Source organism: Stenotrophomonas sp. GD03794 (assembly GCF_029842145.1).
Classification (GTDB): domain Bacteria; phylum Pseudomonadota; class Gammaproteobacteria; order Xanthomonadales; family Xanthomonadaceae; genus Stenotrophomonas; species Stenotrophomonas riyadhensis.
On record NZ_JAOCFV010000039.1, the window covers coordinates 18,773 to 44,354 of the forward strand.

Genomic DNA, 25,582 nt, shown 5'->3' on the forward strand with positions numbered 1-25,582 from the left:
CAACCAAGGTTGGCAGCTACCGCATCATCGGCGGGGTGACCGGTAGGTGCCGACCTTGGTCGGCACGGAGCCAACTGCATCCACGCATGGCGTGGATTTACAACGCTGGGGCACCCACCAGCAGCAGTTCCAGCACGAACCAGCCCGTGAACGCGACCAGCAGGATCCCGCCTTCGCCGCGGCTGATCTTCAGATCGCCGCGCAGCATGGGGTACAGCACCAGGGCGAAGGCCAGCAGCGCCGGCAGTTCCAGGCGTACGAACGAGGCCGGCAGCGCCAGCGGCTGCAGCATCGCCATCGCGCCGATCACCAGCAGCAGGTTGACCACGCTGGAGCCCAGCACGTGCCCCAGCACCATGTCGCCGTGACCGCGACGCGCGGCGGCGATGGCGGTGGCCACCTCCGGCAATGCGGTGCCGATTGCAACCGGCAGCAGGCCGACCAGCAGTGGCGTCCAGCGCAGCGCCGCACCGAAGTCCGCTGCGGCACCCACCACCAGGCGCGCGCCCCAGTACAGGGTCAACGCCGCGATCAGCACGCGCAGCACGTTCAATGGCAGGCTGGTGCGGCTCAAGGCGGACTCGGCGATGGTCGCCTGCACGTCCGCGCTCTCGCTGCGGCCACGGCGCAGCAGCAGCACCTGCACGACGATGAAGCCGGCCACCAGCACGCCACCCTCCCAGCGCACCAGGCGCCCATCCAGCCCGAACAGGATCAGCAGCACGCCCGCTGCCAGCAGCGACCACCACAGCACCGTCTGCAGGCGCGCGCGCAGCAGCAGCGGGGCGGCGATCGCCGCCATGGCCAGGGTCAGGCCCACGTTGACGATGCTGCTGCCTACTGCATTGCCCAGCGCCAGCTCGGGTTGGCCGACCGCCAGCGCGCGCGCGTTGACCGCCAGTTCCGGCAACGAGGTGGTCACCCCGAGCAACAGCAGGCCCGCAGTGAACGGGCTGGCCCCGAAGCGCTGGGCCAGGCCGGACACGGCCTTGACGATGGAGTCCCCGCCCAGCGCCAGCAACAGCAGGCCGAGCAGGAACCAGGCAATGGCAATAGCGATCATCGAGCACTCCCCCAGCGGTCGTGGCGCGATTCTACGCTGGCCCCGCGCGCATGGCTGGGCCGTGGATCAAGGATCAGCCACAGCCTTCCACATAATCGACCTGCGGGGTCTGCCCGACCCGCCATGCACTCACCCGGCCATCAGCGCCAAGCGCAAAGTCGATCACCGCAGCGCCGTCCTGCGCCGGGCGCACGCGCAGGTGCTGGGCCTTCTCGTCGTATTTGTCAGGGCCGACGTCGGCGCGCTCGGGGTACAGCACCTGCAGCTCGCCGAGGGTCATGCCGACCTTGCCGCCACCCGGTGCGGTGATCGCGGGGCTGCGCACGTCATAGCGCACCAGCTTGCGACCTTCGATCATCAGGCGCGGGTCTTCGGCGTCCTGCGGATGCAGGAAATAGCAGCCGTCGTTGCTGTCGTCGGCCGGCAGCGGCGTGCCGCTGGCGTCGGCACCCAGCCCCTGCAGTGGCGCGCCGAAGCCGCTGCGGACCTCGGCGATGCCGGTGCCCAGCGTCGCGCCGGCGAAGCCATCCAGGCGTGCCGGGCCCGGTTCCGCGGCTGCAATGGGTGTGGCTGCCGGGCTGGCGGAGGCGCCTGCGCTGGATGGCGTGGTAGCGTCGGCCGCGGCGGGTGCCTCGGCATTGCGGTTGCAGGCGGCGAGCGACAGCAGCAACAGACCAGCAATCGGGAGGTGCTTCATCGGTGCGGTTCCCTGGCACGAAGGTGGCTGCACGCTAGCGCAAGGTGCGTGCAGGCGTTGCATTGTCATCGCGGTTTCATCGCCTTCGTTCAGGCTCGGCGTGCACCGACTTGGCTGTCCCTCCCATGCAACCGCGCAAGACCGATCTCGCCCGAACCGCGCTGCAGGCCCACCGCGCGCCGCTGGACATGCGCCAGCGCCGGCTGCTGATCCTGTGCGACGGCCAGCGCAGCATCGCCGAACTGACCGGCCTGCTCGGTGCGGAGGCGCCGGCGATGGTCATCCAGCTGGTGCAGGCGGGCTACCTGAGCACAGGGCAGGCCACGGCCACGCCCTCCCCCAGCGCTGTCATCGCACCCGAACCTGTTGCTGCAGCACCGGCTCCGGCTGCAGCGACTGCCACACCGGTCGAACGCCGCCGCTCGCTGGTGGCCGCGCGCATCTATGTGCTGGGCATCCTGGAGATGCAGCGCCACCCGCAGGCGGCTGCACTGTTCCGCGACCTGCAGCAGGCGCGTGCGGAAGACGAGGTGCTGCAGCGGCTGCAGTCGGCGATGCAGATGCTGCCCGCGCTGACCTCGGACGGCTATTGCCAGCGCGTACGCCAGCGCCTGTTGGAAGCGCTGCCGCTGGAGCATTGCGACGCATTCGCCGAGGCCGCTTGAAGAAAAAGGGGACGGAGGGGATTAAGTCGTTTCAAGCACACGTGCGCTGTTTGCGACTTAATCCCCTCCGTCCCCTTTTCCGGGTCAGCGGAAGTTGTTGCGCAGCCCGTTCCAGCACTGCTGGTAATCGCCCTGGCGATGGCCGGCCGCCAAGGCCTGCGCGGTCGGGCGGATCACCGCGCGTGTCTCGAACATGAAGGCCATCGTGTCCTTGATCACGTCCGCCTTGGACAGGTCCGCATTGGAGGCCTTGTCGAAGGTCGGCGCATCCGGACCGTGGCCACTCATGCAGTTGTGCAGCGACGCGCCGCCCGGCACGAAGCCTTCGGCCTTGGCGTCGTAGGCGCCATGCACCAGACCCATGAACTCGCTGGCGATGTTGCGGTGGAACCACGGCGGGCGGAACGTGTTCTGCGCCACCAGCCAGCGCGGCGGGAAGATCGCGAAATCCATGTTGCTGGTGCCCGGCGTGTCGCTGGGCGAATGCAGCACCAGGAAGATCGACGGATCCGGGTGGTCGTAGCTGATCGAACCGATGGTGTTGAAGCGGCGCAGGTCGTAGCGGTACGGCGCGTAATTGCCATGCCAGGCCACCACGTCCAGCGGCGAATGGTCGATCGGCGCACGCCACAGGCGGCCCTCGAACTTGGCGATCAGCTCGAAATCACCATCGACATCCTCGAACGCCGCGTGCGGGGTCTCGAAGTCGCGCGGGTTGGCCAGGCCGTTGGAACCGATCGGACCGAGGTCCGGCAGTTTCAGCAGCGCACCGTAGTTTTCGCAGATGTAGCCGCGGCTCGGGCCATCGGGCAGTTCGACGCGGAAGCGCACGCCGCGCGGGATCACCGCGATCTGCTGCGGCTCGATCTCGATCACGCCCAGCTCGGTCAGCAGGCGCAGGCCGCCCAGCTGCGGCACGATCAGCAGCTCGCCATCGGCATCGTAGAAGTAGCGGCCGACCATGTCGCGGTTGGCGGCGTAGAGGTGGATGCCCACGCCGGCATGCGCATCGGGCGAGCCGTTGCCGCCCATCGTGTACAGGCCCTCGACGAAGTCGGTCGGCAGTTCCGGCAGCGGCAGCGGGCTCCAGCGCAGCTGGTTCGGCGAAGCCGGTTGAGCGCCGAAATCGCACTGCAGCTGCGACTGCGCGAACGGCGTGAATTCGCCATGGGTCACCGCCGGGCGGATCCGGTACAGCCAGCTGCGGCGGTTGCTGCCGCGCGGCGCGGTGAAGGCGGTGCCGGTCAGCTGTTCGGCGTACAGGCCGTGGGCCACCTTCTGCGGCGAGTTCTGCCCGACCGGCAGCGCGCCGGCGACGGCCTCAGTGGCGAATTCGTTGCCGAAACCGGACTGGTAGCCGCGGGCGGTGATGGCGGTGGACATGGGGGCTCCTGAAAAACGGCGAGACCGGAACGGGAAGCAGCCGAGCATGGCTCGGCTCTACAGATGAGCAGGCGCCGGGCATGACCCGGCGCTACCGTTGAACGTTACAGCACGCCGCGGCGGATCTGGTCGCGCTCGATGCTTTCGAACAGCGCGGTGAAGTTGCCTTCGCCGAAGCCTTCGTTGCCCTTGCGCTGGATGATCTCGAAGAAGATCGGGCCGATGCAGTTCTGGGTGAAGATCTGCAGCAGCTTGCGCTGGTGGGTTTCCGGATCGGCATCGATCAGGATCTTGTTCTTGGCCAGGCGCGCCACGTCTTCACCGTGGTTCGGCACGCGCTGGTCGATCACGTCGAAGTAGGTCTCCGGCGTATCGAGGAAATCCACGCCCTGCGCGCGCATCGCTTCGACGGTCTCGTAGATGTTCTCAGTGAAGCAGGCGATGTGCTGGATGCCCTCGCCCTTGTACGCGTCCAGATACTCGTTGATCTGGCTCTTCGGGTCGGACGATTCGTTCAGCGGGATGCGCACGATGCCGTCCGGCGCGGTCATCGCCTTGGACACCAGGCCGGTCTTCAGGCCCTTGATGTCGAAGTAGCGGATCTCGCGGAAGTTGAACAGGCGTTCGTAGTAGTCCGACCACTGCTGCATGTTGCCGAAGTACAGGTTGTGGGTCAGGTGGTCGATGAAGGTCAGGCCGAAGCCCACCGGGTGCAGGTCGGCACCGGCGATCGACTCGTAGTCGCCATCGAAGATGCTGCCTGCGCTGCCGTAGCGGTCGACCAGGTACAGCATGCAGTCGCCGATGCCCTTGATGACCGGCGCGCTGACCGCCTTGCTGTCCGGCTTGAAGGCGATGGCTTCGGCGCCGTTGCCCAGCGCGGTCTGGTAGACCTCCTGGCCCGGCTTCTTGAAGCGGATGGCGAAGCCGCAAGCGCACGGGCCGTGCTTTTCGGCGAAGTCCGAGGCGAACGAATCGGGGTCTTCATTGACCAGGAAGTTGACGTCGCCCTGGCGATAGACGGTAATCGGACGCTGCTTGTGCTTGAGCACCGCGCTGAAACCCATCTTCCGGAAGTACTCGTGCAGCTCCTGGCCACGGCCGGCCGGGGCGGCGAATTCGACGAACTCGAAGCCGTCGATGCCCATCGGGTTCTCGAAGGTGGTGACCTGCATGCCGGGGTTGGGGTGCGAGGCGGTCGGGACTGCGGTATTCATGGCGTGGCTCCGAATCGGTACCGCATCGGTACAAACCAGGTGCGGGCAGGTAGGGACCCGGCGAGAATGCAGGGTCTGGACCCAACCCTTATAGTTACACTTGAAACCACCAGCAAGGTGCACCGCAACATGAGCCCCGATCCCGCCTCGACCCGCCTGCGTGCCTCGCACGTCCTGCTCGACCTGGAACAGTTCCTGCCGTACCGGCTGAGCGTGCTGTCCAACCGGGTCAGCGGCAACATCGCCAAGCTATACGGCGATCGTTACGGTCTGGCGATTCCCGAGTGGCGGGTGATCACCATCCTGGCGCTGTACCCGGGCTCCTCGGCCAGCGAGGTCTCCGACCGCACGGCGATGGACAAGGTGGCGGTCAGCCGTGCCGTGGCCCGCCTGCTGGAGCGCGGCTTCATCAAGCGCGAGACCCACGGCGACGACCGCCGCCGCTCGGTGCTTGCCCTGTCTGCAGCCGGTTTCGAGGTGTACGAGACCATCGCGCCGATGGTGATCGAGATCACCCGCAAACTGATGTCGGTGCTGAGCGACGAGGAAGAGCAGGTGCTGGAAAAGCTGATCCTGCGCTTGGCCGGCGAAGGCCTGGAGCGGATGGGCGAAGGGGTCTGAAAGAAAAAGGGGACGGAGGGGATTAAGTCGTTTTGGACCCCAAGTTGCGGGTTCCGACCCCGAGCGGTAGCGGAACAGTGGCCGGGCGATTGTCGTCCGCCCCCTTTGATCTGACGGGACCCGCTCTTTGGCGGACTGCGGACCGACCGCAAGCGATGCCATCGGACGCATTCACCTCCCGCAGATCCCGCCCTGAAGTGTCGCCCTCGCCCAGCGACATTTCCGCATTGGCCCGTTACGGCCCGTTTCCGCCAGGCTGGTGTATCGAAACGGGCTGATTCAGTGAATTCTCCTATTGGACTGCTCACGTGTGCGGCCTGACGGTAAACGTTCAACGGGTATCAGCCCGGCCATGGATCCACATCGGACGGGCCCCCTCATGGATGACTCGCGTTCAACGCTGCCGCATGGCCAGGAATTGCTGGCCGATCTCAGGGAGCTGATCTGCGCGGCGCGCAACAGGATGCACAGGACCATCAACACCGAACTGACTCTGTTGTACTGGCGGATCGGGCGTCGCATCCACGTTGATCAGTTGAGGGGCCGACGGGCCCGCTACGGAGAGCTTGTCTTCACCCGGATAGCCAAGGCGCTGACGACCGAGTTCGGTACCTCCTTCGGTGAGAAGAGCCTGCGCCGGATGGTGCAGTTCTCCACCGCATTTGCAGACGAGCAGATTGTCGTATCGCTGATACGACAATTGAGCTGGACCCACTTCATCGCACTGATCCCGCTGGCGGATCCGCTAAAGCGTGACTTCTATGCGCAGATGGCCGCCACCGAAGGCTGGAGTGTGCGCACGCTGCGCCAGCGCATCGATTCGATGCTGTACGAGCGCACGGCGCTTTCCAGTCAACCCGAGCAGACCATCGCCGATGAGTTGGCGGCACTGCGCGACAACCAGCAGCTGTCTCCAGGGCTGGTACTGCGTGATCCCTACGTACTGGATTTTCTTGGCCTCAAGGACAGCTGGGACGAGCAGGACCTTGAAAGCGCGATCCTACGCGAGATGCAGGGTTTCCTGCTCGAACTTGGCACCGGCTTCAGTTTCGTCGCCCGCCAGAAGCGCATCCAGATCGACGGCGATGACTTCCACCTGGACCTGCTGTTCTACAACCGGCGTCTGCGCAGGCTGATCGCCATCGAGCTGAAGATCGGCGAATTCAAGCCCGCCTATAAAGGGCAGATGGAACTCTATCTGCGCTGGCTGGACCGCTACGAACGTGAGGACGGCGAGCAGGCGCCGTTGGGCATCATCCTCTGCACGGGGAAGAAGGCGGGTCAGATCGAATTGCTGGAGCTGGATCGCTCAGGCATCCATGTTGCGGAGTACCTGACCACGCTGCCCTCTCGTGAGGTCCTCAAACAAAGACTGCAGACCGCCATGGAGCGGGCCCGGCAACAGCTGCAGACCGCGGCACCCGGCCCCCTGTAGATCCACGCCGCGCGTGGATGGCGCTCATGCTTCAGCTCAGATGCTTGCGCCGCGCATGGATCCACGGCACCGCCAGCGCAGCGATGGCCCCCCCGGCGAAGCCGAGCGAGGCGGCAACCGTGGCCGCTTCGACCGCGCCCGGCAGCGCCAGCGCGGCAGCCACCAGCAGCAGCGACGGCAGGCCGACGAAGGTGCCCAGGAAGAAGTGCCAGCGCGGTGACCAGGTGTTGAGCTGCAGCAGGCTGACCGGCTGCCAGGCGTCAGACGCGGCGTCCTCGGCGATCTTCGCCACGACCTTGCCCAGGTCCACTTCCGGCAGCGCGCGCCCCTGCCGCGCGGTCGCCAGCAGTTCGGCCACCGCCTCCACCGGCGGGAAACTGGACGGCCACGCGACCGGCGCCGGCACGCCATAGGCGGTCAGCAGCGGCACGCTCAGCCACGGCGCCACCAGCGGGCGCATGCGGCGGCGGCCATGCACGCACCAGATCTGTGGCTGGCCGTGGGCGGTGACGCTGTACAGCGCCAACTCCCCGGCTGGTGGGTAGCCGAGCATGGTCACCCGCGCCGCCAGGCTGTCCTGGCCCATCGCGCGCAGGAATCCAGGACGGCTGCGCCCTTCCTGCATCCACGCCAGGCCGAGTGCACCCACCAGATAGGCCTCGGCCACATCCTTGCTGCCGGCGGTAGCGCGTTCGTCGCTGGCCAGGTACCAGGCCAGCGACTTCGGTTCGGAGACATCGTCCAGGCCCCAGCGGCTGTCGTCCCCCAGCACATGGCGCACCGGCAGGCGTGCGGGCGCGGTTTCGCCGCGTTCGCCCGGCTGCAGGAACGGCAGTACGCCCTGGATGAACGTGGACAGTTCGATGGCCCGCACGCCATGGCCCTGCCATTCCGGCGGCAGCAGCCCGGCCAGCTGGCCTTCGGCGGCCAATGCATCGAGCCGCGCCTTCTGCTCGACCAGCTTCTGCACCGCGCCCTTCAGCACCACGTTGTCGGGCAGCGCGATCTGCGGCAGGCGGTGACGCGGCGGTGCCAGTTCAACGGTGTCCTCGCCGGTACCCGCGTCATCCAGCAGTGCCTCCTGCGGCGGCAGGGTCACGCCATCGCCTGCTTCGCCGTCGGCCAGAGTGCTGGCAGGTTCGGGCAGTCGTTCGGCGTGGTCGCTGTGCATGGGCATTCCGGTAGGGTGTATCGACGGGATGTCGACTGAGGTCCTTGCCGGTAACGGCGTACGTACGGTGAAGTTGAGATGCCGATTCGGAGAGTGTGACGGCGCGCGCAATCGACCCACGTCACGCGTGGATGTGCCTCAGTGCCGACCAACGGTCGGCACCCACCGGGGGTGGCGGTCAGCGGTCGGCATCCACCGAAGCTGCCGGCCAGCGGCCGGCCAGCGGCCGGCACTACCCTATTCCGGTTTGTCAGGTGCCCACTGCTTGAGGAAGGCGGTCACCCGTGCCGGCTGGAAGGCGTCGCCCTTGCGCAGTTCGCCGGTCGCCTGCGACACCAGCAGGCTGCCATCGGCATTGAGCACCAGCAGGTGCGGGTAGTCGCGCTCCATTTCCGGGAACTGGGCGAAGAAGGCGGTGTTGGGCTGTTCGTCGCTGGCGTTGATCTTCACCCACACGTAGTGGGCATCGCGGAAGCGGCGCAGATCGCCGTTGCCTTCCACCAGCTCGTCCAGCGCCTGGCAGCGATCGCAGGCGGCGTTGCCGACCTCCAGCAGGATGCGCTTCTTGCCGCGCTGGGCTTCCACCTTGGCGGTGGCCAGATCGTCGGCGGGATCGCGGGCCGGGTCGAACTGCGCGCCGAGCCCGGCGATGGCGGCGATGTCCGCCGCCACCGGGGTGTTGCCCGAGGCCACCGGTTCGCTGGGGTCAGCGACCGGTGGCTCGGTGGGTCGGGTATCCAGAGGCTGCGTGGGCTCGGCGGCGGCAGGCGGTTGCGGTTGGGAACAGGCGCCGATCAGCGCCGCACAGACCACCCCCATTGCACCACCGAGCTTGCTGCGCATGCCTTCTACCCTCTCCTCATCATTTGACGCCGTGCATCAGCTTGTTGATCAGCGGGGCGACCAGGAACAGCACCACGCCGGAGCCGATCAGGGCCCAGAACCCGAAGGTATACCCCTTCAGGGCCGACTCGACCGTCATGCCGCCTTCACCACTGACCACACCGGCGAAGATGCCCGACAGGTTGTTGCCGATGCCGGTGGACAGGAACCAGCCACCCATGCCGAAGCCGACCAGGCGCACCGGGGCCAGCTTGGTCACCATCGACAGGCCGATCGGCGACAGGCACAGCTCACCCACGGACTGGATGACGTAGACCATGAACAGGGTCCAGAACGGGATCTTGCCGTCCACGACCATCTGCGACAGGGCGAACATCAACAGCGCGAACGCGGCGCCGTTGAACAGCAGGCCCAGGCCGAACTTGCGCGGGATGGACGGATTGGCGCGGCCCATGGCCACCCAGATCCAGGCGATGATCGGTGCCAGGGTGATGATGGCCACCGAGTTGACCGACTGGAACCACGCGGTCGGGAAGGTCCAGTCACCGAACTGGCGGTTGACGATGTTCTCGGCCAGGAAGGTGAACGAGCTGCCGGCCTGCTCGAAGAACATCCAGAACATCACGTTGAAGGCGAAGATGATCAGCATGGCGATCACGCGGTCGCGCTGCACCTTGCCCTCGCGGATGCCCTCGACCAGCAGCAGCACGGCCAGCGCGGTGAACATCGCGCCCAGGATCCAGGCCAGCGCGGTGGCGCCGGTGGCCAGCAGGAAGTACGCGACCGGGATGGCGACCACGGCACCGATCAGCACCATGATGATGCGACCGAAGCCTTCAGCGCCGGCCGGCGGTGCACCGATGCCCTTCAGGCCGGCACGACCGATGTAGAACCACACCAGCGAGATCAGCATGCCCACGCCCGAGGCAATGAACACGACCTTGTACGACGGCATTTCGGTGGTACCGAAGACCTTGCGGGCCAGGTACTCGGTCAGCACCGGGGCGATCATCGCGCCGATGTTGATGCCCATGTAGAAGATGGTGAAGCCCGAATCGCGGCGCTCGTCCTTCAGGCCGTACAGCTTGCCGACCATGGTCGAGATGTTGGGCTTGAACAGGCCGTTGCCGACGATGATCGTGGCCAGGCCGAGCTTGAAGATGTGCTCCTGCGGCAGCGAGATCATGAACAGGCCGGCGGCCATGATGATCGCGCCGGTCAGGATCGAGCGCTGGTAGCCCAGGACCCGGTCGGCCACGTAGCCACCGAAGATCGCCGCGGCGTACACCAGGGCCAGATAGGCACCGTAGATGCGGCTGGCGTCGCCTTCACCGGCAGCGTTGCCGTTGTAGAACTGGGCGACGATGTACAGCACCAAGGCCCAGCGGATGCCGTAGAACGCAAAGCGCTCCCAGAACTCGGTCATGAACAGCATCCACAACGGGCGCGGGTGGCCCAGCGTGGTCTTGAAGTCCGGCAGCGCCGGCTCTGGGGTGTTCGCAGTGGCGTTTACGCTCATGCGGATTTCCTGGTTCGGTGGATGACGAGCACGTCCGATGTGCAGTTGGAGCAACGCGCGAGGATCACCGACTTCTGGCGTTCACGTCAAATACACGCCGTTTGAGGCAGGTGCCGGCCTGCTCGCTGAACTTGCATCTGAAACGATCCAGCCAATCGCCGGGGCCCAAGCTGAATGGGGATCACCCCAGTTCTGCCGGGGGCGCGGCCTGCAGGCTGGTGCGTACCTGGAACAGTTCGGGGAAGAAGGTCAGCTCCAGCGCCTTGGCCAGGAAGCCCACCCCGGACGAGCCGCCGGTGCCGCGCTTGAAGCCGATCACCCGCATCACCGTGCGCATGTGTCGGAATCGCCACAGCTGGAAGGCGGTCTCCAGGTCCACCAGGTCCTCGCACAGCGAGTACTCGCGCCAGTAGCGGTCGGTGTCCTGGTAGATGCGTTCGAAGACCGGCTGCAGTGCGTCGTCGGCCACATGCGGCTGGGTCCAGTCATGGGCCTCGTAGACTGCCGGGACGGCATGGCCGAAGCGGGCCAGGTACTTCAGGAATTCCTCGTACAGGCTGGGCGCTTCCAGCACGCTGCGCAGCTGCGCCTGCCCGGCCGCGTCGTGCTCGAACACCTGCAGCATCTGCGCGTTCTTGTTGCCCAGCAGGAACTCGATGTAGCGGTACTGCAGCGACTGGAAGCCCGACGACGGGCCCAGCACGTCGCGGAAGCCCATGTACTCGGACGGAGTCAGCGTTTCCAGCACCGACCACTGCTCGGTGAGCTGGCGCAGCACCTGCTTGCTGCGCGCCAGCACCTTGCGGCATTGCCAGACTTCATCGCGCTGCAGGAAGCCAATCGCGGCACGCAGTTCGTGGCCCAGCAGCTTCAGCCACAGCTCCGAGGTCTGGTGCTGGATGATGAAAAGCATCTCATCGTGGTGCGGCGGGTTGGACAGCGGCTGCTGCGCGCTGAGCAGCTGGTCCAGCCGCAGGTAGCCGCCATAGGTCAGGCGCCCCTGCAGATCGGTGTGGATGCCGGCTTCGAGATCGCGTTGGTTGTTGTCGACGGACATGGGTGCGGCCAGATCGGGGGCGGCAAGGGTAGCGCGTTGCCGCCGTGCTGGCAGCCGCCACCTCCATACCCGGGCGTGCGGAAGGCCGTGGAGCATCGCCCGATGCCGGGCCTGCGCGTGGAACCGATCAGGCCGTTGCGCGGGCAGTCAGCCAGAGGCATATTCTGATGCTTTGCAGCAACGACTGAATACGTTGTTGTTATTGGCCCCCCACCCGCCGGCAGGGGTAAAACGGGGTGTCGCCGTGTTGCGCCGCAGGAAGGCTATTCCGTACGCGTTCCTTAACATGGCGATTCATATCATTTGTAACTTCTCTGTCGAAGGTGCAGTACGCAATGACGGTTGCCGCTGAATTCAAGATCGAATACCTGCAGTACCTGGACACGGACGGCAAGCTCGTCCGCGATGACCTGCCCGCGTCGCTGCGCGACCCCAAGGTCCTGGTACCGCTGTTCAAGCAGATGCTGTTCGTACGTACGTTCGACAGCAAATCCATCGCGCTGCAGCGCACCGGCAAGCTCGGCACCTACGCCGCCTGCCTGGGCCATGAAGCCGCGCACGTGGGCATCGGTGCCGCGATGCAGAAGGACGACGTGTTCGCACCTTCGTACCGCGAGTATGGCGCGATGTTCATGCGTGGCGTGCGCCCGCACGACGTGCTGATGTACTGGGGCGGCGACGAACGCGGCAACGATTACGGCGGCAACGCGGCCAAGGACTTCCCGTTCTGCGTGCCGATTTCCACCCAGTGCCTGCATGCCGCAGGCGCCGCGCTGAAGTTCAAGCTCAACAAGGAACCGCAGATCGCGGTGGCCGTGTGTGGCGACGGCGGCAGCTCCAAGACCGACTTCTACGCGGCACTGAATTCGGCGGGCGCCTACAAGCTGCCCCTGATCCTGTGCATCGTCAACAACGGCTGGGCCATCTCGGTTCCGCGTTCGGCCCAGACCGGTGCCGAAACGCTGGCGCAGAAGGGCCTGGCCGGCGGCCTGCACTGCCTGCAGGTGGACGGCAACGATCTGATCGCAGTGCTGGCGGCGATGGAGCAGGCGCGCGAACGTGCGCTGGCCGGCAACGGTGGCACCGTGCTGGAACTGATGACCTACCGCCTGTCCGACCACACCACCGCCGATGACGCACGCCGCTACCGCGACGACGCCGAAGTGAAGGATGCCTGGCAGCGCGAGCCGATGCTGCGCCTGCGCAAGTACCTGATCAACGCCGGCGTGTGGAGCGAGGACGAGGAAACCGCGTGGGTCGCCGAGTGCGGCGCGCGCGTGGACGAGGAAGTGAACCTGTACCTCAACACGCCGGTGCAGCCGGTCGAGGCGATGTTCGATTTCCTCTACGCCGATCCGCCGCAGGACCTGCTGGCCCAGCGTGCCCAGGCGATCGCCCTGGAGAAGCGCCATGGATGAGATCAAGAACGGCGCGCCCGGCGCGCACACCAACGCCGCCGACAGCGCCGCCGTCGCGCGCGGAGAAGAGAGCATGACCACCACCCCCATCACCCTGATCGAAGCCATCACCCAGGCACTGGCCTGGGAGCTGGAGCACGACCCGTCGGTGCTGGTGCTGGGCGAGGACGTGGGCGTCAACGGCGGCGTGTTCCGCGCCACCGCCGGCCTGCAGCAGCGCTTCGGCTCCGAACGCATCCTCGACACCCCGCTGGATGAAACCACCATTGCCGGCCTGACCATCGGTCTGGCCGCGCAGGGCATGAAGCCCGTGGCCGAGGCCCAGTTCGACGGTTTCATGTACCCGATGGTCGACCATATCGTCTGCCACGCCGCACGCCTGCGTTACCGCACGCGTGGCCGCCTGCACTGCCCGATGGTGCTGCGCGTGCCGTGGGGCGGTGGCATCCGCGCACCGGAACACCACAGCGAAGCCAACGAAGCGATCTTCACCAACGTGCCGGGCCTGCGCGTGGTGCTGCCGTCGTCGCCGCAGCGCGCCTACGGCCTGCTGCTGGCCGCGATCCGCGAGCCGGATCCGGTGATCTACATGGAGCCCAAGCGCATCTACCGCCAGTACAAGGAAGTGGTCGTCAACGACGGCGAAGCCTTGCCGCTGGACGTCTGCTTCGTGCTGCGCGACGGCACCGACGTGACCCTGGTGACCTGGGGCGCGCAGGTGAAGGAAGCGCTGGAAGCGGCCGACAAGCTGGCCGGCGAAGGCATCAGCGCCGAAGTCATCGACGTGGCCACGCTGCGTCCGCTGGACTTCGCCACCATCGCCGAATCGGTGGCCAAGACCGGCCGCTGCGTGATCGTGCAGGAGGCCCCGAAGACCGCGGGCTTCGGCGCCGAAATCGCTGCGCGCCTAGCCGAGGAATCGATCTACGACCTGCTGGCCCCGGTCGAGCGCGTTACTGGCTACGACACCCACATTCCGCTGTTCCGCCTGGAAATGAAGTACCTGCCGAGCGTTGAGCGGATCGTGGCTGCGGCCAAGCGCGCGGTGGCGGCCGGCTGACATGCGGGCCCGCCTTCTGGGGGCTTACCGCAGCCAGTATCCCAACCCGCTCCGGTTCCACACCGGCCAGATCGTCGAAGTAGGTGTCCGTGACGAGGAATGGCCGGCGTTTGCCTGGGTACGCACCAACGATGGGCGCGCTGGATGGGCGCCCATCGCCTGGTTGCAGCTGCTGGACGAGGGTCGCGCCGAAGCACTGTGCGACTACGACGCCCGCGAGCTGGATGTGGAAAGCGGCGAGATGGTGAAGCTTCATCACGAACACGGCGGGTGGTGGTGGTCCGAGCGCGCCAATGGCGCGACGGGTTGGCTGCCGGCCCGCGAACTGGAACTGCTGGAAGAGAACTGCAAATGAGCCAGACCAAGAACTTCAACCTGCCCGACCTGGGCGAAGGCCTGCCGGACGCGACCATCGTCGAGTGGTTCGTCAAGGAAGGCGATGTGATCAAGCTGGACGAGCCGCTGGTCTCGATGGAGACCGCCAAGGCCGTCGTCGAAGTGCCGTCGCCGTTCTCCGGCAAGGTGCTGAAGCTGTCCGGCGCTGCCGGCGACATCATCCCGACCGGCTCGGTGCTGGCCAGCTTCGAACTGGACCCCAACCTGCCACAGCGCGCGGATGGCCAGGACACCGGCCACAGCCACGGCCATGCTGCACCGGCCGCGGCACCGACCCCGCCGCCGCTGCCGGCCGCTGCCGCGCCGGTGGCCGCCGAAGCGGCCAAGCCCGCCGCCGCCGAGCGTGATGACGCCGGTACCGTGGTCGGCGCCATGCAGAGTTCCAACGCCGTGCACGCCGAGCAGGCGCTGGCCGTCGGTGGCGTCAAGGCCGTGCCGGCCGTGCGTGCCACCGCGCGCAAGCTGGGCGTGGACCTGTCCCGCGTGCGCGCCACCGGCGCCGATGGCGCGGTGACCATGGCCGACGTCAAGCAGGCGGCTGCGGATGGCAGCGCCAAGATCGGTGCCGCTCCGGCTCCGGCCGCTGCTGCCTATGCCGCGCCGGCCCCGGCGCAGGTGTCTGCCCCGGTGCAGAGCGAAGCCCGCACCCCTCTGTCTGCCGCCGGCAAGCCGATGCGTACCCAGCCGCCGGGCGTGATCGCCAAGGGTCAGCCGGAACCGCTGAAGGGCGTGCGCCGCAACATGGCGCGCGTGATGGCCGATGCGCATAGCAAGGTCGTGCCGACCACGCTGAACGACGACGCCGACATCCACGCCTGGCTGCCGGGCAACGACGTCACCGCGCGCCTGGTGCGTTCGATCGTGGTCGCCGCACAGAAGGTGCCGGCGATGAACGCCTGGTTCGACGGCGAAGCGCTGACCCGCACCCTGCACGCGCAGGTGGACATCGGCATCGCCGTGGACACCGACGACGGCCTGTTCGTGCCGGCCCTGCGCAACGCCGACATGCTCGATGCACGCGGCATCCGCGAAGGCGTCAACCGCCTGCGCGAGCAGGTGGAATCGCGTTCGATCGCCGCCTCGGAACTCAGCGGCTACACCATCTCGCTGTCCAATTTCGGCATGTTCGCCGGCCGCTACGCGACCCCGGTCGTGGTGCCGCCGTGCGTGGCCATCGTTGGTGCCGGCCGTGCCCGCCACCAGATGACCCCGGTGATGGGCGGTGTGGAAGCGCACAAGGTGATCCCGCTGTCGGTCACCTTCGACCACCGCGCGGCCACCGGTGGTGAAGCGGCCCGCTTCCTGCGCGCGATGATGGACGATCTGGCGCTGGCCAGCTGATCGGCCACCTTATCGGTGGGTGCCGACCTTGGGTTGGCACATGAACTGGAAAAACGCCGGGCACTGCCCGGCGTTTTTTTGTGCCTGCATCCACGCATGGCGTGGATCTACACAATGCGGGCGATCAATCGCGCGCGACCATGCCTTCCGCGCGGCTGTAGACACGCAGGCGGTGGCCATCCGGATCGGCGCCGACGAAGGCATGGCCGAATTCCAGGGTCACCGGTGCCTGCAGAATCTGCACACCGAGTGCGCGCCACGCATCGTGCATCTGCTGCACGGCCTGCGGGTTGCCGACCACCATCGCCAGTTCGGCGGCACCGGCCTGTGCGGACACCGGCGGCTGCACGTCGTCGCGTTGCCACAGGCCCAGTGCGGCGCCATCGCCGAGCAGGAACAAAGCAAAGCCGGGCGACTGCTCGACCGGTGGCTTGCCGAGAATGCCGCTGTAGAACGTGGCGCTGGTGGCGACGTCGCGCACGTACTGCAGCAGGGTGCTGGGCGTGAACATGGGGGAAGCTCCGTTGTTGGGAGCGATCATGGTGGTACGGCCCTGCTGACAGATTCTGTCAGTAGCGTCGCGCGTGCTCGGCGGCTGTTGCCCCGGCCCTGGTAGATGTCGAGCTTGCTCGACTGCTGTTCGCGAAGATCAAAGGCGGTCGAGCAAGCTCGCCCCCTACCAGGAGCGAAGAGCGAAGGCCGCCCTCCCCCAGAAGCAGGAAGCGAAGCACAGAAGCAGGCGAGCACGCTCGACGCTACAAACGATCCAGCCAGTCCGGTGCGATGCCCTGTGCCTTCTGCCAGCGCCGCAGCAGGGTGGCGCGCGGCACGAGGTAGCGATCCCCCAGCACGCGCACCTGGCGGATGCGGTCCAGGCGGAAATGGCGGAAGTCCTCGCGGCCTTCGCACCACGCCGCCAGCATCGGCACTTCATCGAAGTAGCCCAGCGCGAACGGCCACACAATGCGCTCGGTACGTTGGCCCTGCGCATCCTGGTAGCCGAACTGCAGTCGTTGTTGCGCGCTCACCGCTTCGCGCACAGCCTGCAGGCGTGCCGCCGGCACCTTGGCCGCAGCGCGCGAAGGGCCAACGCGCAGGCCGCTATCACGCAAGGCTTCCCGGCGTGCTGCTGGCAATACATGCGCGATACGCGCCAGAGCATCGCGTGCGGCCTCAGCCAACGCCGGCTCGGTGCGCGCCGCAACCCAGCGCAGGCCCAGCACCAGCGCGTCGATCTCGGCCGGTGGCAGGGTCATGGGAGGCAAGGTATCGCTCGGTGCCAGCTGGTAGCCGACGCCGGCCTCGCCACGCAGGTCGGCACCCTGCTCGCGCAGGGTCTCGATATCGCGGTACAGCGTGCGCAGGCTGATGCCCAGCGCTTCGGCCAGCACCTGCCCGGCCACCGGCCGTCGATGGCGGCGCAGCAGCTGCAGCAGCTGGGTCAGGCGTAGCGCACGCGACATCAGCCGGCCAGTGCGCTGGATGCCACTACATGCTGCCCCGGTTGCGGGGCCAGCGCGGCCTCGACCAGTGCCGTGGCGATCTCGCTGGCCGGATTGATCCGCCATGCCCGTGGCAGCAGCGACCCCAATGCCCCCAACACCGTCAGAGCCAAGCGCTCGCCACGTCGCACCTCGGTGCGCTCGCCCCCGATCAGCCCGGGGCGGACCAGGGTCAACGAGTTGAAGCCCAGCGCGCGCAGGTCACGCTCCAGCTCACCCTTCACCCGGCTGTAGAAGATCGACGACTGCGGGTTGGCACCGGCTGCGGAATTCAGCACATAGGTCTGCGCACCCTGCGCCTGCGCCAAGCGGGCGAACGCCAGCGGGTAGTCATGGTCGATACGGTGGAAGGCCTCGCGGCTGCCGGCCTGGGCGATGGTGCTGCCGAGCGCACAGATGACCGCGTCCACGCGTGCCCACTCGGGCGCGCCAGGCAACGCATCGAAGGCCAGCACCGGATTCTCCAGCTTGGCGTGGGCCACAGCCAACGGGCGGCGGGTCGGCGCAATCACGGCGCTGCAGCGCGGGTCGTCCAGCAGCCTGGACAGGGTCAGCCCGCCAACCAGGCCGGTCGCCCCCAGCAACATCACGCGCATCACCACCTCCACTGCGGCATCCTGTCGCCCATCCTAGCCGTTCAAGCCGTCGGCGGCCGCGCCGATATGCTGGAACCAGTCCCTGCCAGCCCCAGGATTTGCTCCATGACGGACCAGCCCGACCACCGCCCTGCCCCCGGTACCGCCCTTGGGCCGCCGGCACGCGTGCGCGCGGTGGTGGACGATGGCCTGGGTGACCGGGTGGTGCTGCAGGGCGGCGGCGGGGTGGCGCTGCAGCAGCTGTTTGCTGGTGCCGACGCGCCGGAGCCGCTGCTGGCCGCGTTCGCCAACGGCATGGCCACCCTGCCCGGCGAACTGGGTGACATGGGTGATCGCCTGCAGTCGGCGCAGGCTAGTGCCGATTGGCCGCGCTACGGGCGCGCGATGCGGCAGCTGATCGACAAGTACATCCGCACCATCGAACAGCATTCACCGGACGGGCAACCGGAAAGCCTGCGCCTGTCCGAGCAGTTGCGCCTGCTGCTGGGTGGCGCCGTGGTGGCCCTGCTGCAGCACGACCCGGATCTGCGCGAGCAGGCCCAAGCACTGGCCACGCGCCTGCGCCAGTGGCAGCCGGGTACGGCGCTGGAACCGATCGAACAGGGCGTGCGCGAGCTCGGCCACCAGGTCGGCGTGCGTGCCGAGAGCTGGCAGGAGCAGCAGGCGCTGCTGCTGGAGCTGTTCGCGCTGCTGCTGGAGAACGTGAGCGAGCTGCTGGATGACCGCAGCTGGCTGCAGGGCCAGATCGCCGCAGTACGCCAGCTGCTGGACGGGCCGTTGGAAGCTGAGGCGGTCGAGCGCACCCGCGCCGAACTGCGCGAAGTGATCTACAAGCAGGGGCTGCTGCGCCAGGGCATCGACGATTCGAAGGCGGCGATGCGCGGCTTGATGGGCGAGTTCATCGAGCGCATGGACGGCATGGCCACCAGCACCGGTGAATACCACGACCGCATCGGCAGCTACGCGCTGCAGCTGCGCGAAGCGCGCAGCATCGCCGACCTCAACCAGCTGCTGCAGGACGTGATGCGCGATACCGGCAAGGTGCAGCAGCAGGCCGCACAGGCGCGCGATCACCTGGCCAACGCGCGGCAGGAAGTGGAGCGTGCAGAGCAGCGCATCGCCGAGCTGGAGCAGGAACTACGTGCCGCCGGTGACCTGGCGCGCATCGATCCACTGACCCAGGCGCTGAACCGCCGCGGCCTGGACGAACTGCTGCAACGTGAACTGGCCCGCGCCGCGCGCAACAACTCGCCGCTGGGCGTGGCGGTGATCGACCTGGATGATTTCCACCAGACCAACGATGCACATGGCCATGCCGGTGGCGATGCACTGCTGCAGCACCTGGTAACCGTCTGCAAGCTGTTGCTGCGCGCCACCGATGGCATCGCGCGGCTGGGTGGCGACGAGTTCGTGCTGGTGCTGCCGGAGACCCAGGGCGCCGACAGCATGGCCACCGTGCAGCGCCTGCAGCGTTCACTGGCACACCGCGTGCTGACCGTGCAGGACCAGCGCGTGCCGGTGCATTTCAGTGCCGGGCTGGCGCAATGGCAGCCCGGCGACGATACCGAGACCCTGCTGCGCCGCGCCGATGACGCGCTGTATGCAGCCAAGCGGCAAGGCAAGAACCGGGTACAGGCGGGGTAGTTCTTCGGTACACCGGAAACCGCTTTGGTAGGTGCCAACCTTGGTTGGCACGCGCCGGAACAAAGCGCCGACCAAGGTCGACCTCTACCAATGCAAAGGACATCGCTTCGGCAGGTGCCAACCTTGGTTGGCACGCGCGGAAACACAGCGCCGACCAAGGTCGGCCTCTACCAATGCAAAGGACAGCGCTCCGGTAGGTGCCAACCTTGGTTGGCACGCGCGGAAACAAAGCGCCGACCAAGGTCGGCCTCTACCAACGCAAAGGACAGCGCTTCGGTAGGTGCCAACCTTGGTTGGCACACGCGGAAACAAAGCGCCGACCAAGGTCGGCCTCTACCAGCGCAAAGGACATCGCTTCGGTAGGTGCCAACCTTGGTTGGCACGCGCGGAAACAAAGCGCCGACCAAGGTCGGCCTCTACCAATGCAAAGGACAACGCTCCGGTAGGTGCCAACCTTGGTTGGCACACATGGAAACACAGCGCCGACCAAGGTCGGCCTCTACCAATGCAAAGGACAACGCTTTGGTAGGTGCCAACCTTGGTTGGCACGCGCGGAATCACAGCGCCGACCAAGGTCGGCCTCTACCGGGCAATGGGCCGGCGCCTACTTCCCGCGCAGCTTCTGGAACCCGGTCACCGCGGCCAGCACGATGGCGCCGGCGATGATGCCGACCACCATGTTGCCCACCGCACTGATCAGCCAGCCCCACTGCCCTTCCCCGCCCAGTGCCTGCACCGCGTGGTGCAGCGCCGGCACGTTGTGCACCAGGATGCCGCCACCGACCAGGAACATGGCGATGGTGCCGGCTACCGACAGGAACTTCATCAGCCACGGCGCGGAGGCGACCAGGCCACGACCGAAGGCAGCGATGGCCCCTCCCTTGCGCGACAGGTACAGGCCGACGTCATCGAGCTTGACGATGCCTGCCACCAGTCCGTAAACGAAGATCGTCATCGCCAGCGCCACCACCGCCAGGGTGATCACCTGGTTGGTGAATGGTGCGGTGGCGACCACGCCCAGGGTCAGCACGATGATCTCGGCCGAGAGGATGAAGTCGGTGCGGATCGCGCCCTTCACCTTGTCCTTCTCCCACGCGACCATGTCCACCTGCCCATCGGCCAGCGCCTTGCGACGCTCGGCCAGGCGCTCGGCATCGTCGTCAGCCGAATGCAGGAAGCGGTGCGCCAGCTTCTCCACGCCCTCGAAACACAGGAAGGCACCACCGATCATCATCAGCGGCACGATCAGCGGCACGTTCCAGCCACGGCTGTGCAGCCAGGCTTCCAGCGCACTGATCGCCAGGGCCGCCGGCACCAGGATCACCTTGTTCACCAGCGAGCCCTTGGCCACCGCCCACACCACCGGCAGTTCGCGGTTGGCGTTGACCCCGGTCACCTGCTGCGCGTTCAGCGCCAGATCGTCGCCCAGCACGCCCGCGGTCTTCTTCGCCGCGACCTTGGTCAGCACCGAGACATCGTCCAGCAGGGAGGCGATATCGTCGAGCAGGGCAAACAGGCTGGCACCGGCCATGGGGCGTCCAAGAGAGGGAATGAGCTGATTCTGACCGATACCGGGGCAGCTGCGGAAGCGGTCGGATTCACCGCGTGCCTACCGCCCCCCGGCGACACTGCGGAATCCGGACATTGCCGGCCAGCGGCCGGCACTACCTGTATTCGTCGCATGGGAGTGTCGCTTGAGCAATCCGCCCACCGCCAATGGCAACCCTCCGCTGGTCAAAGGCATGAACCGGCGCAGCCAGATCCTGCGCCTGCTGATGCGCTATCGCCATTCGGGCGTGTTCTCGGGCATGAACCTGGACGCCGCCAGCAACCAGGCCGACGTGCCCGCCGATGGCAACCCGGAACAGTTCGTCAGCGACCTGGAAGCGCTGGGACCGACCTTCGTCAAGCTGGGCCAGATGCTGTCCACGCGCCCGGACATGGTGCCGGTGGAGTTCGCCACCGCGCTGGAGCGCATGCAGGAAAAGGTGGCCGAGATCCCGGTCGAGCGCATCCATGCCATCGTCGAGCAGGAGCTGGGCGCGCCGGTGAACAAGCTGTTTGCCGCGTTCGATCCCGAGCCACTGGGATGCGCGTCGATCGCGCAGGTGCATCGCGCGGTGCTGCACGATGGCCGCCAGGTGGCGGTGAAGGTGCAGAAGCCCGAGGTCGCCGCGCAGCTGCGTTCGGACCTGGAGGCGTTGCGCAGCTTTGCGCTGGCGGCCGACCACCTGACCCAGGTCGGTCGCCGCGTACGCCTGCGCGACTGGCTCAACGAGTTCGCCAAGACCCTGATGCAGGAGCTGGACTACCACGCCGAGGCCGAAAACCTGGCCCGTTTCGGCCGCCATCTCAAGCCGTTCCGGCGACTGTGGATTCCGCAGCCACTGTGGGATTACAGCAGCCAGCGCGTGCTGACCATGGAACTGGCCACCGGCGTGCGCGTAGATGCGATTCCCGATGTGCGCCGCACCGAGCAGTCGATGGACCCGCTGGCGGCGGCGCTGATCCGCGGCTACCTGGACCAGATCTTCGTGCACGGCGAGATCCATGCGGATCCACACCCGGGCAATCTGCGGGTGATGCCCGATGGCCGGCTGGCGATCTTCGACCTGGGCATGGTCGCGCACATGCCGCCACGCCTGCGCGAGCGGCTGCTGAAGATCCTGTTCGCTGCCGTCGATGGCCGCGGCGAAGAAGTTGCCGACGACCTGATCAGCATCAGCACGCGGCTGGAGGCGTTCGACGAAGAACGCTACCTGCGCGAGACCGGCCAGCTGATCGCGCGCTACGCCGCCAGCGGCAGCTTCTCCGAAGGCCGCGTGGTGCTGGACATGGTGCGCATCGCCACCGCCTGCGGCCTGCGCACGCCGCCGGAACTGAGCCTGCTGGGCAAGGCCTTGCTCAACCTGGAAACCGTGTGCCGGCTGCTGGCACCCGAGCTGGAAACCCGCCGCATCGTCGAGCGCCAGCTGCAGCACGTGATGCGTGCGCGCCTGAAGAAATCGCTGTCGGCAGCCAACATCGCCAGCGAGGCGATGGAGCTGCAGCAGCTGCTGCGCGATGGGCCGCGCAAGCTGTCGGACATCATGGCGCTGCTGGCCGAGAACCGCCTGCAGATGAAGGTCACCGGCCTGGAAGAATCGCGGTTGATGGAAAACCTGCAGAAGATCGCCAACCGCGTGGCAGCCGGCATCATCAGCGCGGCATTGATCATGGCCGCGGCAATGATGATGAAGATCGACACCGGCTGGCACCTGTTCGGCTACCCGCTCATCGCCCTGATCCTGTTGTTCATCGGCGTGGTACTCGGCCTGGGCATCGTGACCAGTGCATTGCTGTTCGACCGCCGTGCGCGGGCACGCGAAGAGCGCGGGCACCGCTAGCGCGTCGACGAAAACACCCGTATTCATGCGGTTTTTAATGCAATCCAACGAAGCCTTTCACGCTCGTTTTACCTTCTGAGCGCGATTGCACACGCGTCATTTCAACAAACATTTCAGTCAGGTTCGTGCATGCACTATCGGGTCATCGGCCTGTCATGTGGATGTGCTTGTGGCAGCGCCGGTCGGATGGACACGCGTCGGTACGACGTCCATCACCACCACCCCGTCACTGCCGAAGCTGCCTATGCTCTGGATACTGCTGCTGTCGTTGTTGCTGTTGTGCTGGTTGTTCCTCGCGTCCGACAAGTGGGTGTGGTGGAAGGCCGGTGCGCTCTCGCTGCTGCTGCTGACGCTCAGCGCGTGGTGGCTGATCGACAAGCTGTCCGGTGATGGGCTCAATGCCGCCACCCTGTACCACCTGGGCGCCGACATGGAAGGCGCCGGTGTCTCCGACTTCAAGGGCTATATCGCCGGCTTCATCGTGCTGGCGCTGGTCTCGCTGCTGCCGCTGTTCGCCACACGGGTCAAGCGCTGGCGCCGGCCCGGCCACGGTGGCGCATTGTTTGCCGGTTTCGCGGCCGTATGGGTGGCCACGATCATGATCAGCCCGCTGGCCCGCGACGGCCAGCGCCTCTACCAGCAGCTGCGGCCGGTCGACTTCGCCCGCATCGCGCCCGAATACCAGGTGCCGACGCAGCCGCTGCAGCGCCCGCGCAACATCGTCTGGATCTATGGCGAAAGCCTGGAACGCACCTACCTGGACGAGAACGTGTTCCCAGGCCTGATGCCCAATCTCAACCGTCTGGCCACGAAGTCGCTGGACGTGCGCGGCCTGGCCTCGGCCGAAGGCAGCGGCTGGACCATCGCCGGCCTGGTCTCGTCGATGTGCGGTGTGCCGCTGACCACCTCCCAAGGCGACGAGAACAGCATGGACCGCATGGGCAGCTTCCTGCCCAAGGCCGTGTGCCTGGGCGACTACCTGAAGCAGCAGGGCTACACCAACCACTATCTGGGTGGCGCCAACGGCCAGTTCGCCGGCAAGGGCCAGTTCCTGGCCAGCCACGGTTTCGATGAAGTACACGACCTGGCGTGGTTCAAGCAGCAGAAGAAGATCGGCCGCATCCACTACTCGGCCTGGGGCGTGCACGACGACGTGCTGCTGGACACCGCCTACCAGCGCTTTGAACAGCTCTCGCGCGCCGGCTCACCGTTCATGCTGACCACGCTGACCATGGACACCCACCATCCGGCGGGCCACCTGCCGGTGTCGTGCAAGGGCGAGCGCTACCAGAGCCAGTACGGCAACATCAACATGCTCAACGCGCTCAAGTGCAGCGACCGGCTGATCTCGCAGCTGGTGCAGCGCATCCAGGCCAGCCCGTACGGCAAGGACACGCTGATCGTGATCGCCTCCGACCACCTGGCGATGCCCAACGATCTGACCCACATTCTGACCCAGCAGAAGCGCGAGAACCTGCTGCTGTTCCTCGGCGACGGCATTGCTCCGCAGCAGCTCAGCGCCGATGCCGGCACCACCCTGGATTCGGGTGCGACCCTGCTCAGCCTACTGGACCCGAACCTGAAGACGATGGGCTTCGGCCGTTCGCTGATCGACAGCCAGCGCGCGCCCAGCGCCAGCGTGGCCACCCAGCGCGATGGTGGTCGCGACTATCCGCAGTACCTGGCCTTCGCGCGTTCACTGTGGCTGGGCGAACCGACCCGCGAGCTGAAGATCGATGGCGATGACCAGGTGGTGGTCGGCCTGCAGCACGTGCAGCCGCCGGTGCTGCTGGAGTACGACAAGGACTGGGGGTTGAAGTCGGTGTACCTGGAGAACACCTCGCGCCAGTTCGACGATGCCAACCCGGACAACACCCTGGCCTATGTCGATCGCTGCACCGCGTTCGAGGATGGCTCAGCCGATGGTGACTGGTGCGCCCTGCTGGTCAACCGTGACAACGGCATCAAGCTGTACCGCGACAATGACCTGCGCGGTGGCATTGCCGTGGATGCACCGCTGGATGCGTTCCAGGGCCCGCGCCCGAGCGTGCGCCAGGCGCACATGATCACCCAGAAGGGCCGCCGTACCCGTGCCGGCCAGTACATGCTGCAGCTGGTGGCAAGCACGCGCCCGGATCGTGGTTTCTGGATCGAGGCGGTGTCCTCGCAGCGCAAGGTGGTACTGGCGCAGCAGTGGGTGCAGCCCGATGCCAACGGCAAGATCAACGTGTCCTTCGGTCTGGACCACGAAGTGGATGATCTGGAGATCCGCGCGTGGTTGAACCACGCCGAGAAGCTGGCGGTGGATACGTTCGCACTGGTGCCATCCCGCAGCCGGCCGCGAGGATAGGGGTTTCTTTGCAGGGCTGCGCCCTGCACCCGTGGTAGTGCCGGCCGCTGGCCGGCAACCTCAGAAGCAACAGCAACAGCGTGCGTTCCGTGGTTTGGTGGGGCGGTGTCGGAGTGCGGGGACGCCGTGAACCCATCCCTGGGGGCTTGGCAGCCGCTTGCTCGTGTGCGCAGTCCTGCGCACACGGCAAGACCGGGGTTGGGCGTCCTGCCCAACCC

At 66.8% G+C, this 25,582-nt stretch carries 21 protein-coding genes and 1 pseudogene; 10 read left to right on the top strand and 12 right to left on the bottom strand.

Features of this window, described 5'->3' with window-relative positions:
* Nucleotides 1–97 precede the first annotated feature (97 nt).
* Nucleotides 98–1,063 carry a sodium:calcium antiporter gene (locus N5D91_RS17620; protein ID WP_180854045.1) on the bottom strand — a complete coding sequence of 322 codons (966 nt, stop codon included), beginning with the start codon at nt 1,061–1,063 and terminating at the stop codon, nt 98–100.
* Between the two features lie 73 nt (nt 1,064–1,136).
* Nucleotides 1,137–1,760: a hypothetical protein gene (locus tag N5D91_RS17625; RefSeq protein WP_153854696.1), complete on the bottom strand. Its 624-nt coding sequence runs from the start codon at nt 1,758–1,760 to the stop codon at nt 1,137–1,139.
* A 125-nt stretch (nt 1,761–1,885) separates the two neighbouring features.
* Between N5D91_RS17625 and N5D91_RS17630 the strand changes: the two genes are divergently transcribed.
* Nucleotides 1,886–2,425, top strand: coding sequence for a hypothetical protein (locus N5D91_RS17630; protein ID WP_153854697.1), 540 nt, complete (start codon nt 1,886–1,888; stop codon nt 2,423–2,425).
* Between the two features lie 84 nt (nt 2,426–2,509).
* Here N5D91_RS17630 and hmgA read toward each other — a convergent pair whose 3' ends face one another.
* Both hmgA and hppD read right to left on the bottom strand, forming a co-directional pair.
* Nucleotides 2,510–3,808: a homogentisate 1,2-dioxygenase gene (gene hmgA / locus N5D91_RS17635; RefSeq protein ID WP_049401681.1), complete on the bottom strand. Its 1,299-nt coding sequence runs from the start codon at nt 3,806–3,808 to the stop codon at nt 2,510–2,512.
* 104 nt (nt 3,809–3,912) lie between these two features.
* On the bottom strand, nt 3,913–5,025 hold the full coding sequence (gene hppD / locus N5D91_RS17640; protein ID WP_180854046.1) for a 4-hydroxyphenylpyruvate dioxygenase: 1,113 nt from the start codon (nt 5,023–5,025) through the stop codon (nt 3,913–3,915).
* Nucleotides 5,026–5,154: 129 nt separating this feature from the next.
* Here hppD and N5D91_RS17645 point away from each other — a divergent pair, with 129 nt between their 5' ends.
* On the top strand, nt 5,155–5,646 hold the full coding sequence (locus N5D91_RS17645) for a MarR family winged helix-turn-helix transcriptional regulator (RefSeq protein ID WP_057501376.1): 492 nt from the start codon (nt 5,155–5,157) through the stop codon (nt 5,644–5,646).
* 379 nt (nt 5,647–6,025) lie between these two features.
* Nucleotides 6,026–7,081, top strand: a complete 1,056-nt coding sequence (locus N5D91_RS17650) for a PDDEXK nuclease domain-containing protein (protein WP_110713982.1) — start codon at nt 6,026–6,028, stop codon at nt 7,079–7,081.
* Nucleotides 7,082–7,112: 31 nt separating this feature from the next.
* Here the strand turns inward: N5D91_RS17650 and N5D91_RS17655 are convergent, their stop codons facing one another.
* The 4 genes from N5D91_RS17655 to N5D91_RS17670 all read right to left on the bottom strand — a co-directional run bounded on the left by N5D91_RS17655 (nt 7,113) and on the right by N5D91_RS17670 (nt 11,671).
* Nucleotides 7,113–8,252: a hypothetical protein gene (locus N5D91_RS17655; protein ID WP_153854699.1), complete on the bottom strand. Its 1,140-nt coding sequence runs from the start codon at nt 8,250–8,252 to the stop codon at nt 7,113–7,115.
* Between the two features lie 237 nt (nt 8,253–8,489).
* Entirely contained in the window at nt 8,490–9,095 is a 606-nt protein-coding gene (locus N5D91_RS17660) for a thioredoxin family protein (protein WP_153854700.1), read from the bottom strand.
* A gap of 19 nt (nt 9,096–9,114) precedes the next feature.
* A complete protein-coding gene (locus tag N5D91_RS17665; protein ID WP_153854701.1) occupies nt 9,115–10,614 on the bottom strand; it encodes a peptide MFS transporter in 1,500 nt (499 codons plus the stop codon).
* Nucleotides 10,615–10,795: 181 nt separating this feature from the next.
* The gene (locus N5D91_RS17670; RefSeq protein WP_125426943.1) at nt 10,796–11,671 is read right to left on the bottom strand and encodes a tryptophan 2,3-dioxygenase family protein; all 876 of its coding nucleotides are present in this window, start codon (nt 11,669–11,671) and stop codon (nt 10,796–10,798) included.
* A gap of 335 nt (nt 11,672–12,006) precedes the next feature.
* On the opposite strand from N5D91_RS17670, the gene pdhA reads away from it, so the two are divergent.
* From pdhA to N5D91_RS17690, 4 genes are read left to right on the top strand one after another with little or no spacing between them, the layout of a single operon-like run.
* Complete coding sequence (pdhA, locus tag N5D91_RS17675; RefSeq protein WP_153854702.1) at nt 12,007–13,089, top strand: pyruvate dehydrogenase (acetyl-transferring) E1 component subunit alpha; 1,083 nt, start codon at nt 12,007–12,009, stop codon at nt 13,087–13,089.
* Nucleotides 13,082–14,149, top strand: coding sequence for an alpha-ketoacid dehydrogenase subunit beta (locus N5D91_RS17680; protein WP_019338598.1), 1,068 nt, complete (start codon nt 13,082–13,084; stop codon nt 14,147–14,149). Before pdhA ends, N5D91_RS17680 begins: the two co-directional genes overlap by 8 nt.
* 1 nt (nt 14,150) lies before the next feature.
* Complete coding sequence (locus tag N5D91_RS17685) at nt 14,151–14,504, top strand: SH3 domain-containing protein (RefSeq protein ID WP_005411349.1); 354 nt, start codon at nt 14,151–14,153, stop codon at nt 14,502–14,504.
* Nucleotides 14,501–15,886: a dihydrolipoamide acetyltransferase family protein gene (locus tag N5D91_RS17690; RefSeq protein WP_180846925.1), complete on the top strand. Its 1,386-nt coding sequence runs from the start codon at nt 14,501–14,503 to the stop codon at nt 15,884–15,886. Before N5D91_RS17685 ends, N5D91_RS17690 begins: the two co-directional genes overlap by 4 nt.
* Before the next feature lie 124 nt (nt 15,887–16,010).
* Here N5D91_RS17690 and N5D91_RS17695 read toward each other — a convergent pair whose 3' ends face one another.
* The 3 genes from N5D91_RS17695 to N5D91_RS17705 all read right to left on the bottom strand — a co-directional run bounded on the left by N5D91_RS17695 (nt 16,011) and on the right by N5D91_RS17705 (nt 17,984).
* A complete protein-coding gene (locus tag N5D91_RS17695; protein WP_180854047.1) occupies nt 16,011–16,397 on the bottom strand; it encodes a VOC family protein in 387 nt (128 codons plus the stop codon).
* Between the two features lie 244 nt (nt 16,398–16,641).
* The gene (locus N5D91_RS17700) at nt 16,642–17,349 is read right to left on the bottom strand and encodes a YafY family protein (RefSeq protein ID WP_180854048.1); all 708 of its coding nucleotides are present in this window, start codon (nt 17,347–17,349) and stop codon (nt 16,642–16,644) included.
* Nucleotides 17,349–17,984 carry an NAD-dependent dehydratase gene (locus N5D91_RS17705; RefSeq protein WP_180854049.1) on the bottom strand — a complete coding sequence of 212 codons (636 nt, stop codon included), beginning with the start codon at nt 17,982–17,984 and terminating at the stop codon, nt 17,349–17,351. Before N5D91_RS17705 ends, N5D91_RS17700 begins: the two co-directional genes overlap by 1 nt.
* A 105-nt stretch (nt 17,985–18,089) precedes the next feature.
* Between N5D91_RS17705 and N5D91_RS17710 the strand changes: the two genes are divergently transcribed.
* Entirely contained in the window at nt 18,090–19,628 is a 1,539-nt protein-coding gene (locus N5D91_RS17710; RefSeq protein WP_180854050.1) for a GGDEF domain-containing protein, read from the top strand.
* Between the two features lie 604 nt (nt 19,629–20,232).
* Here the strand turns inward: N5D91_RS17710 and N5D91_RS17715 are convergent.
* Nucleotides 20,233–21,159, bottom strand: a complete 927-nt coding sequence (locus tag N5D91_RS17715; protein WP_153854708.1) for a DUF808 domain-containing protein — start codon at nt 21,157–21,159, stop codon at nt 20,233–20,235.
* Nucleotides 21,160–21,358: 199 nt separating this feature from the next.
* On the opposite strand from N5D91_RS17715, the pseudogene N5D91_RS17720 reads away from it, so the two are divergent.
* Nucleotides 21,359–23,014 (top strand): annotated as a pseudogene (locus N5D91_RS17720) (AarF/UbiB family protein); the annotation flags it as partial.
* A 244-nt stretch (nt 23,015–23,258) separates the two neighbouring features.
* On the top strand, nt 23,259–25,364 hold the full coding sequence (locus N5D91_RS17725) for a phosphoglycerol transferase I (RefSeq protein WP_180854051.1): 2,106 nt from the start codon (nt 23,259–23,261) through the stop codon (nt 25,362–25,364).
* Nucleotides 25,365–25,582 lie beyond the last annotated feature (218 nt).

Bases quoted from the DNA above. Each gene is read 5' to 3' on its own strand.
- N5D91_RS17670 (WP_125426943.1), bottom strand. From the start codon at position 11,671: ATGTCCGTCGACAACAACCAACGCGATCTCGAAGCCGGCATCCACACC.
- N5D91_RS17630 (WP_153854697.1), top strand. From the start codon at position 1,886: ATGCAACCGCGCAAGACCGATCTCGCCCGAACCGCGCTGCAGGCCCAC.
- N5D91_RS17655 (WP_153854699.1), bottom strand. From the start codon at position 8,252: ATGCACAGCGACCACGCCGAACGACTGCCCGAACCTGCCAGCACTCTG.
- N5D91_RS17645 (WP_057501376.1), top strand. From the start codon at position 5,155: ATGAGCCCCGATCCCGCCTCGACCCGCCTGCGTGCCTCGCACGTCCTG.
- N5D91_RS17625 (WP_153854696.1), bottom strand. From the start codon at position 1,760: ATGAAGCACCTCCCGATTGCTGGTCTGTTGCTGCTGTCGCTCGCCGCC.
- N5D91_RS17620 (WP_180854045.1), bottom strand. From the start codon at position 1,063: ATGATCGCTATTGCCATTGCCTGGTTCCTGCTCGGCCTGCTGTTGCTG.
- N5D91_RS17665 (WP_153854701.1), bottom strand. From the start codon at position 10,614: ATGAGCGTAAACGCCACTGCGAACACCCCAGAGCCGGCGCTGCCGGAC.
- hppD (WP_180854046.1), bottom strand. From the start codon at position 5,025: ATGAATACCGCAGTCCCGACCGCCTCGCACCCCAACCCCGGCATGCAG.
- N5D91_RS17650 (WP_110713982.1), top strand. From the start codon at position 6,026: ATGGATGACTCGCGTTCAACGCTGCCGCATGGCCAGGAATTGCTGGCC.
- N5D91_RS17690 (WP_180846925.1), top strand. From the start codon at position 14,501: ATGAGCCAGACCAAGAACTTCAACCTGCCCGACCTGGGCGAAGGCCTG.
- N5D91_RS17725 (WP_180854051.1), top strand. From the start codon at position 23,259: ATGCTCTGGATACTGCTGCTGTCGTTGTTGCTGTTGTGCTGGTTGTTC.
- N5D91_RS17695 (WP_180854047.1), bottom strand. From the start codon at position 16,397: ATGTTCACGCCCAGCACCCTGCTGCAGTACGTGCGCGACGTCGCCACC.
- N5D91_RS17700 (WP_180854048.1), bottom strand. From the start codon at position 17,349: ATGTCGCGTGCGCTACGCCTGACCCAGCTGCTGCAGCTGCTGCGCCGC.
- N5D91_RS17715 (WP_153854708.1), bottom strand. From the start codon at position 21,159: ATGGCCGGTGCCAGCCTGTTTGCCCTGCTCGACGATATCGCCTCCCTG.
- N5D91_RS17680 (WP_019338598.1), top strand. From the start codon at position 13,082: ATGGATGAGATCAAGAACGGCGCGCCCGGCGCGCACACCAACGCCGCC.
- hmgA (WP_049401681.1), bottom strand. From the start codon at position 3,808: ATGTCCACCGCCATCACCGCCCGCGGCTACCAGTCCGGTTTCGGCAAC.
- N5D91_RS17705 (WP_180854049.1), bottom strand. From the start codon at position 17,984: ATGCGCGTGATGTTGCTGGGGGCGACCGGCCTGGTTGGCGGGCTGACC.
- N5D91_RS17685 (WP_005411349.1), top strand. From the start codon at position 14,151: ATGCGGGCCCGCCTTCTGGGGGCTTACCGCAGCCAGTATCCCAACCCG.
- N5D91_RS17710 (WP_180854050.1), top strand. From the start codon at position 18,090: ATGACGGACCAGCCCGACCACCGCCCTGCCCCCGGTACCGCCCTTGGG.
- N5D91_RS17660 (WP_153854700.1), bottom strand. From the start codon at position 9,095: ATGCGCAGCAAGCTCGGTGGTGCAATGGGGGTGGTCTGTGCGGCGCTG.
- pdhA (WP_153854702.1), top strand. From the start codon at position 12,007: ATGACGGTTGCCGCTGAATTCAAGATCGAATACCTGCAGTACCTGGAC.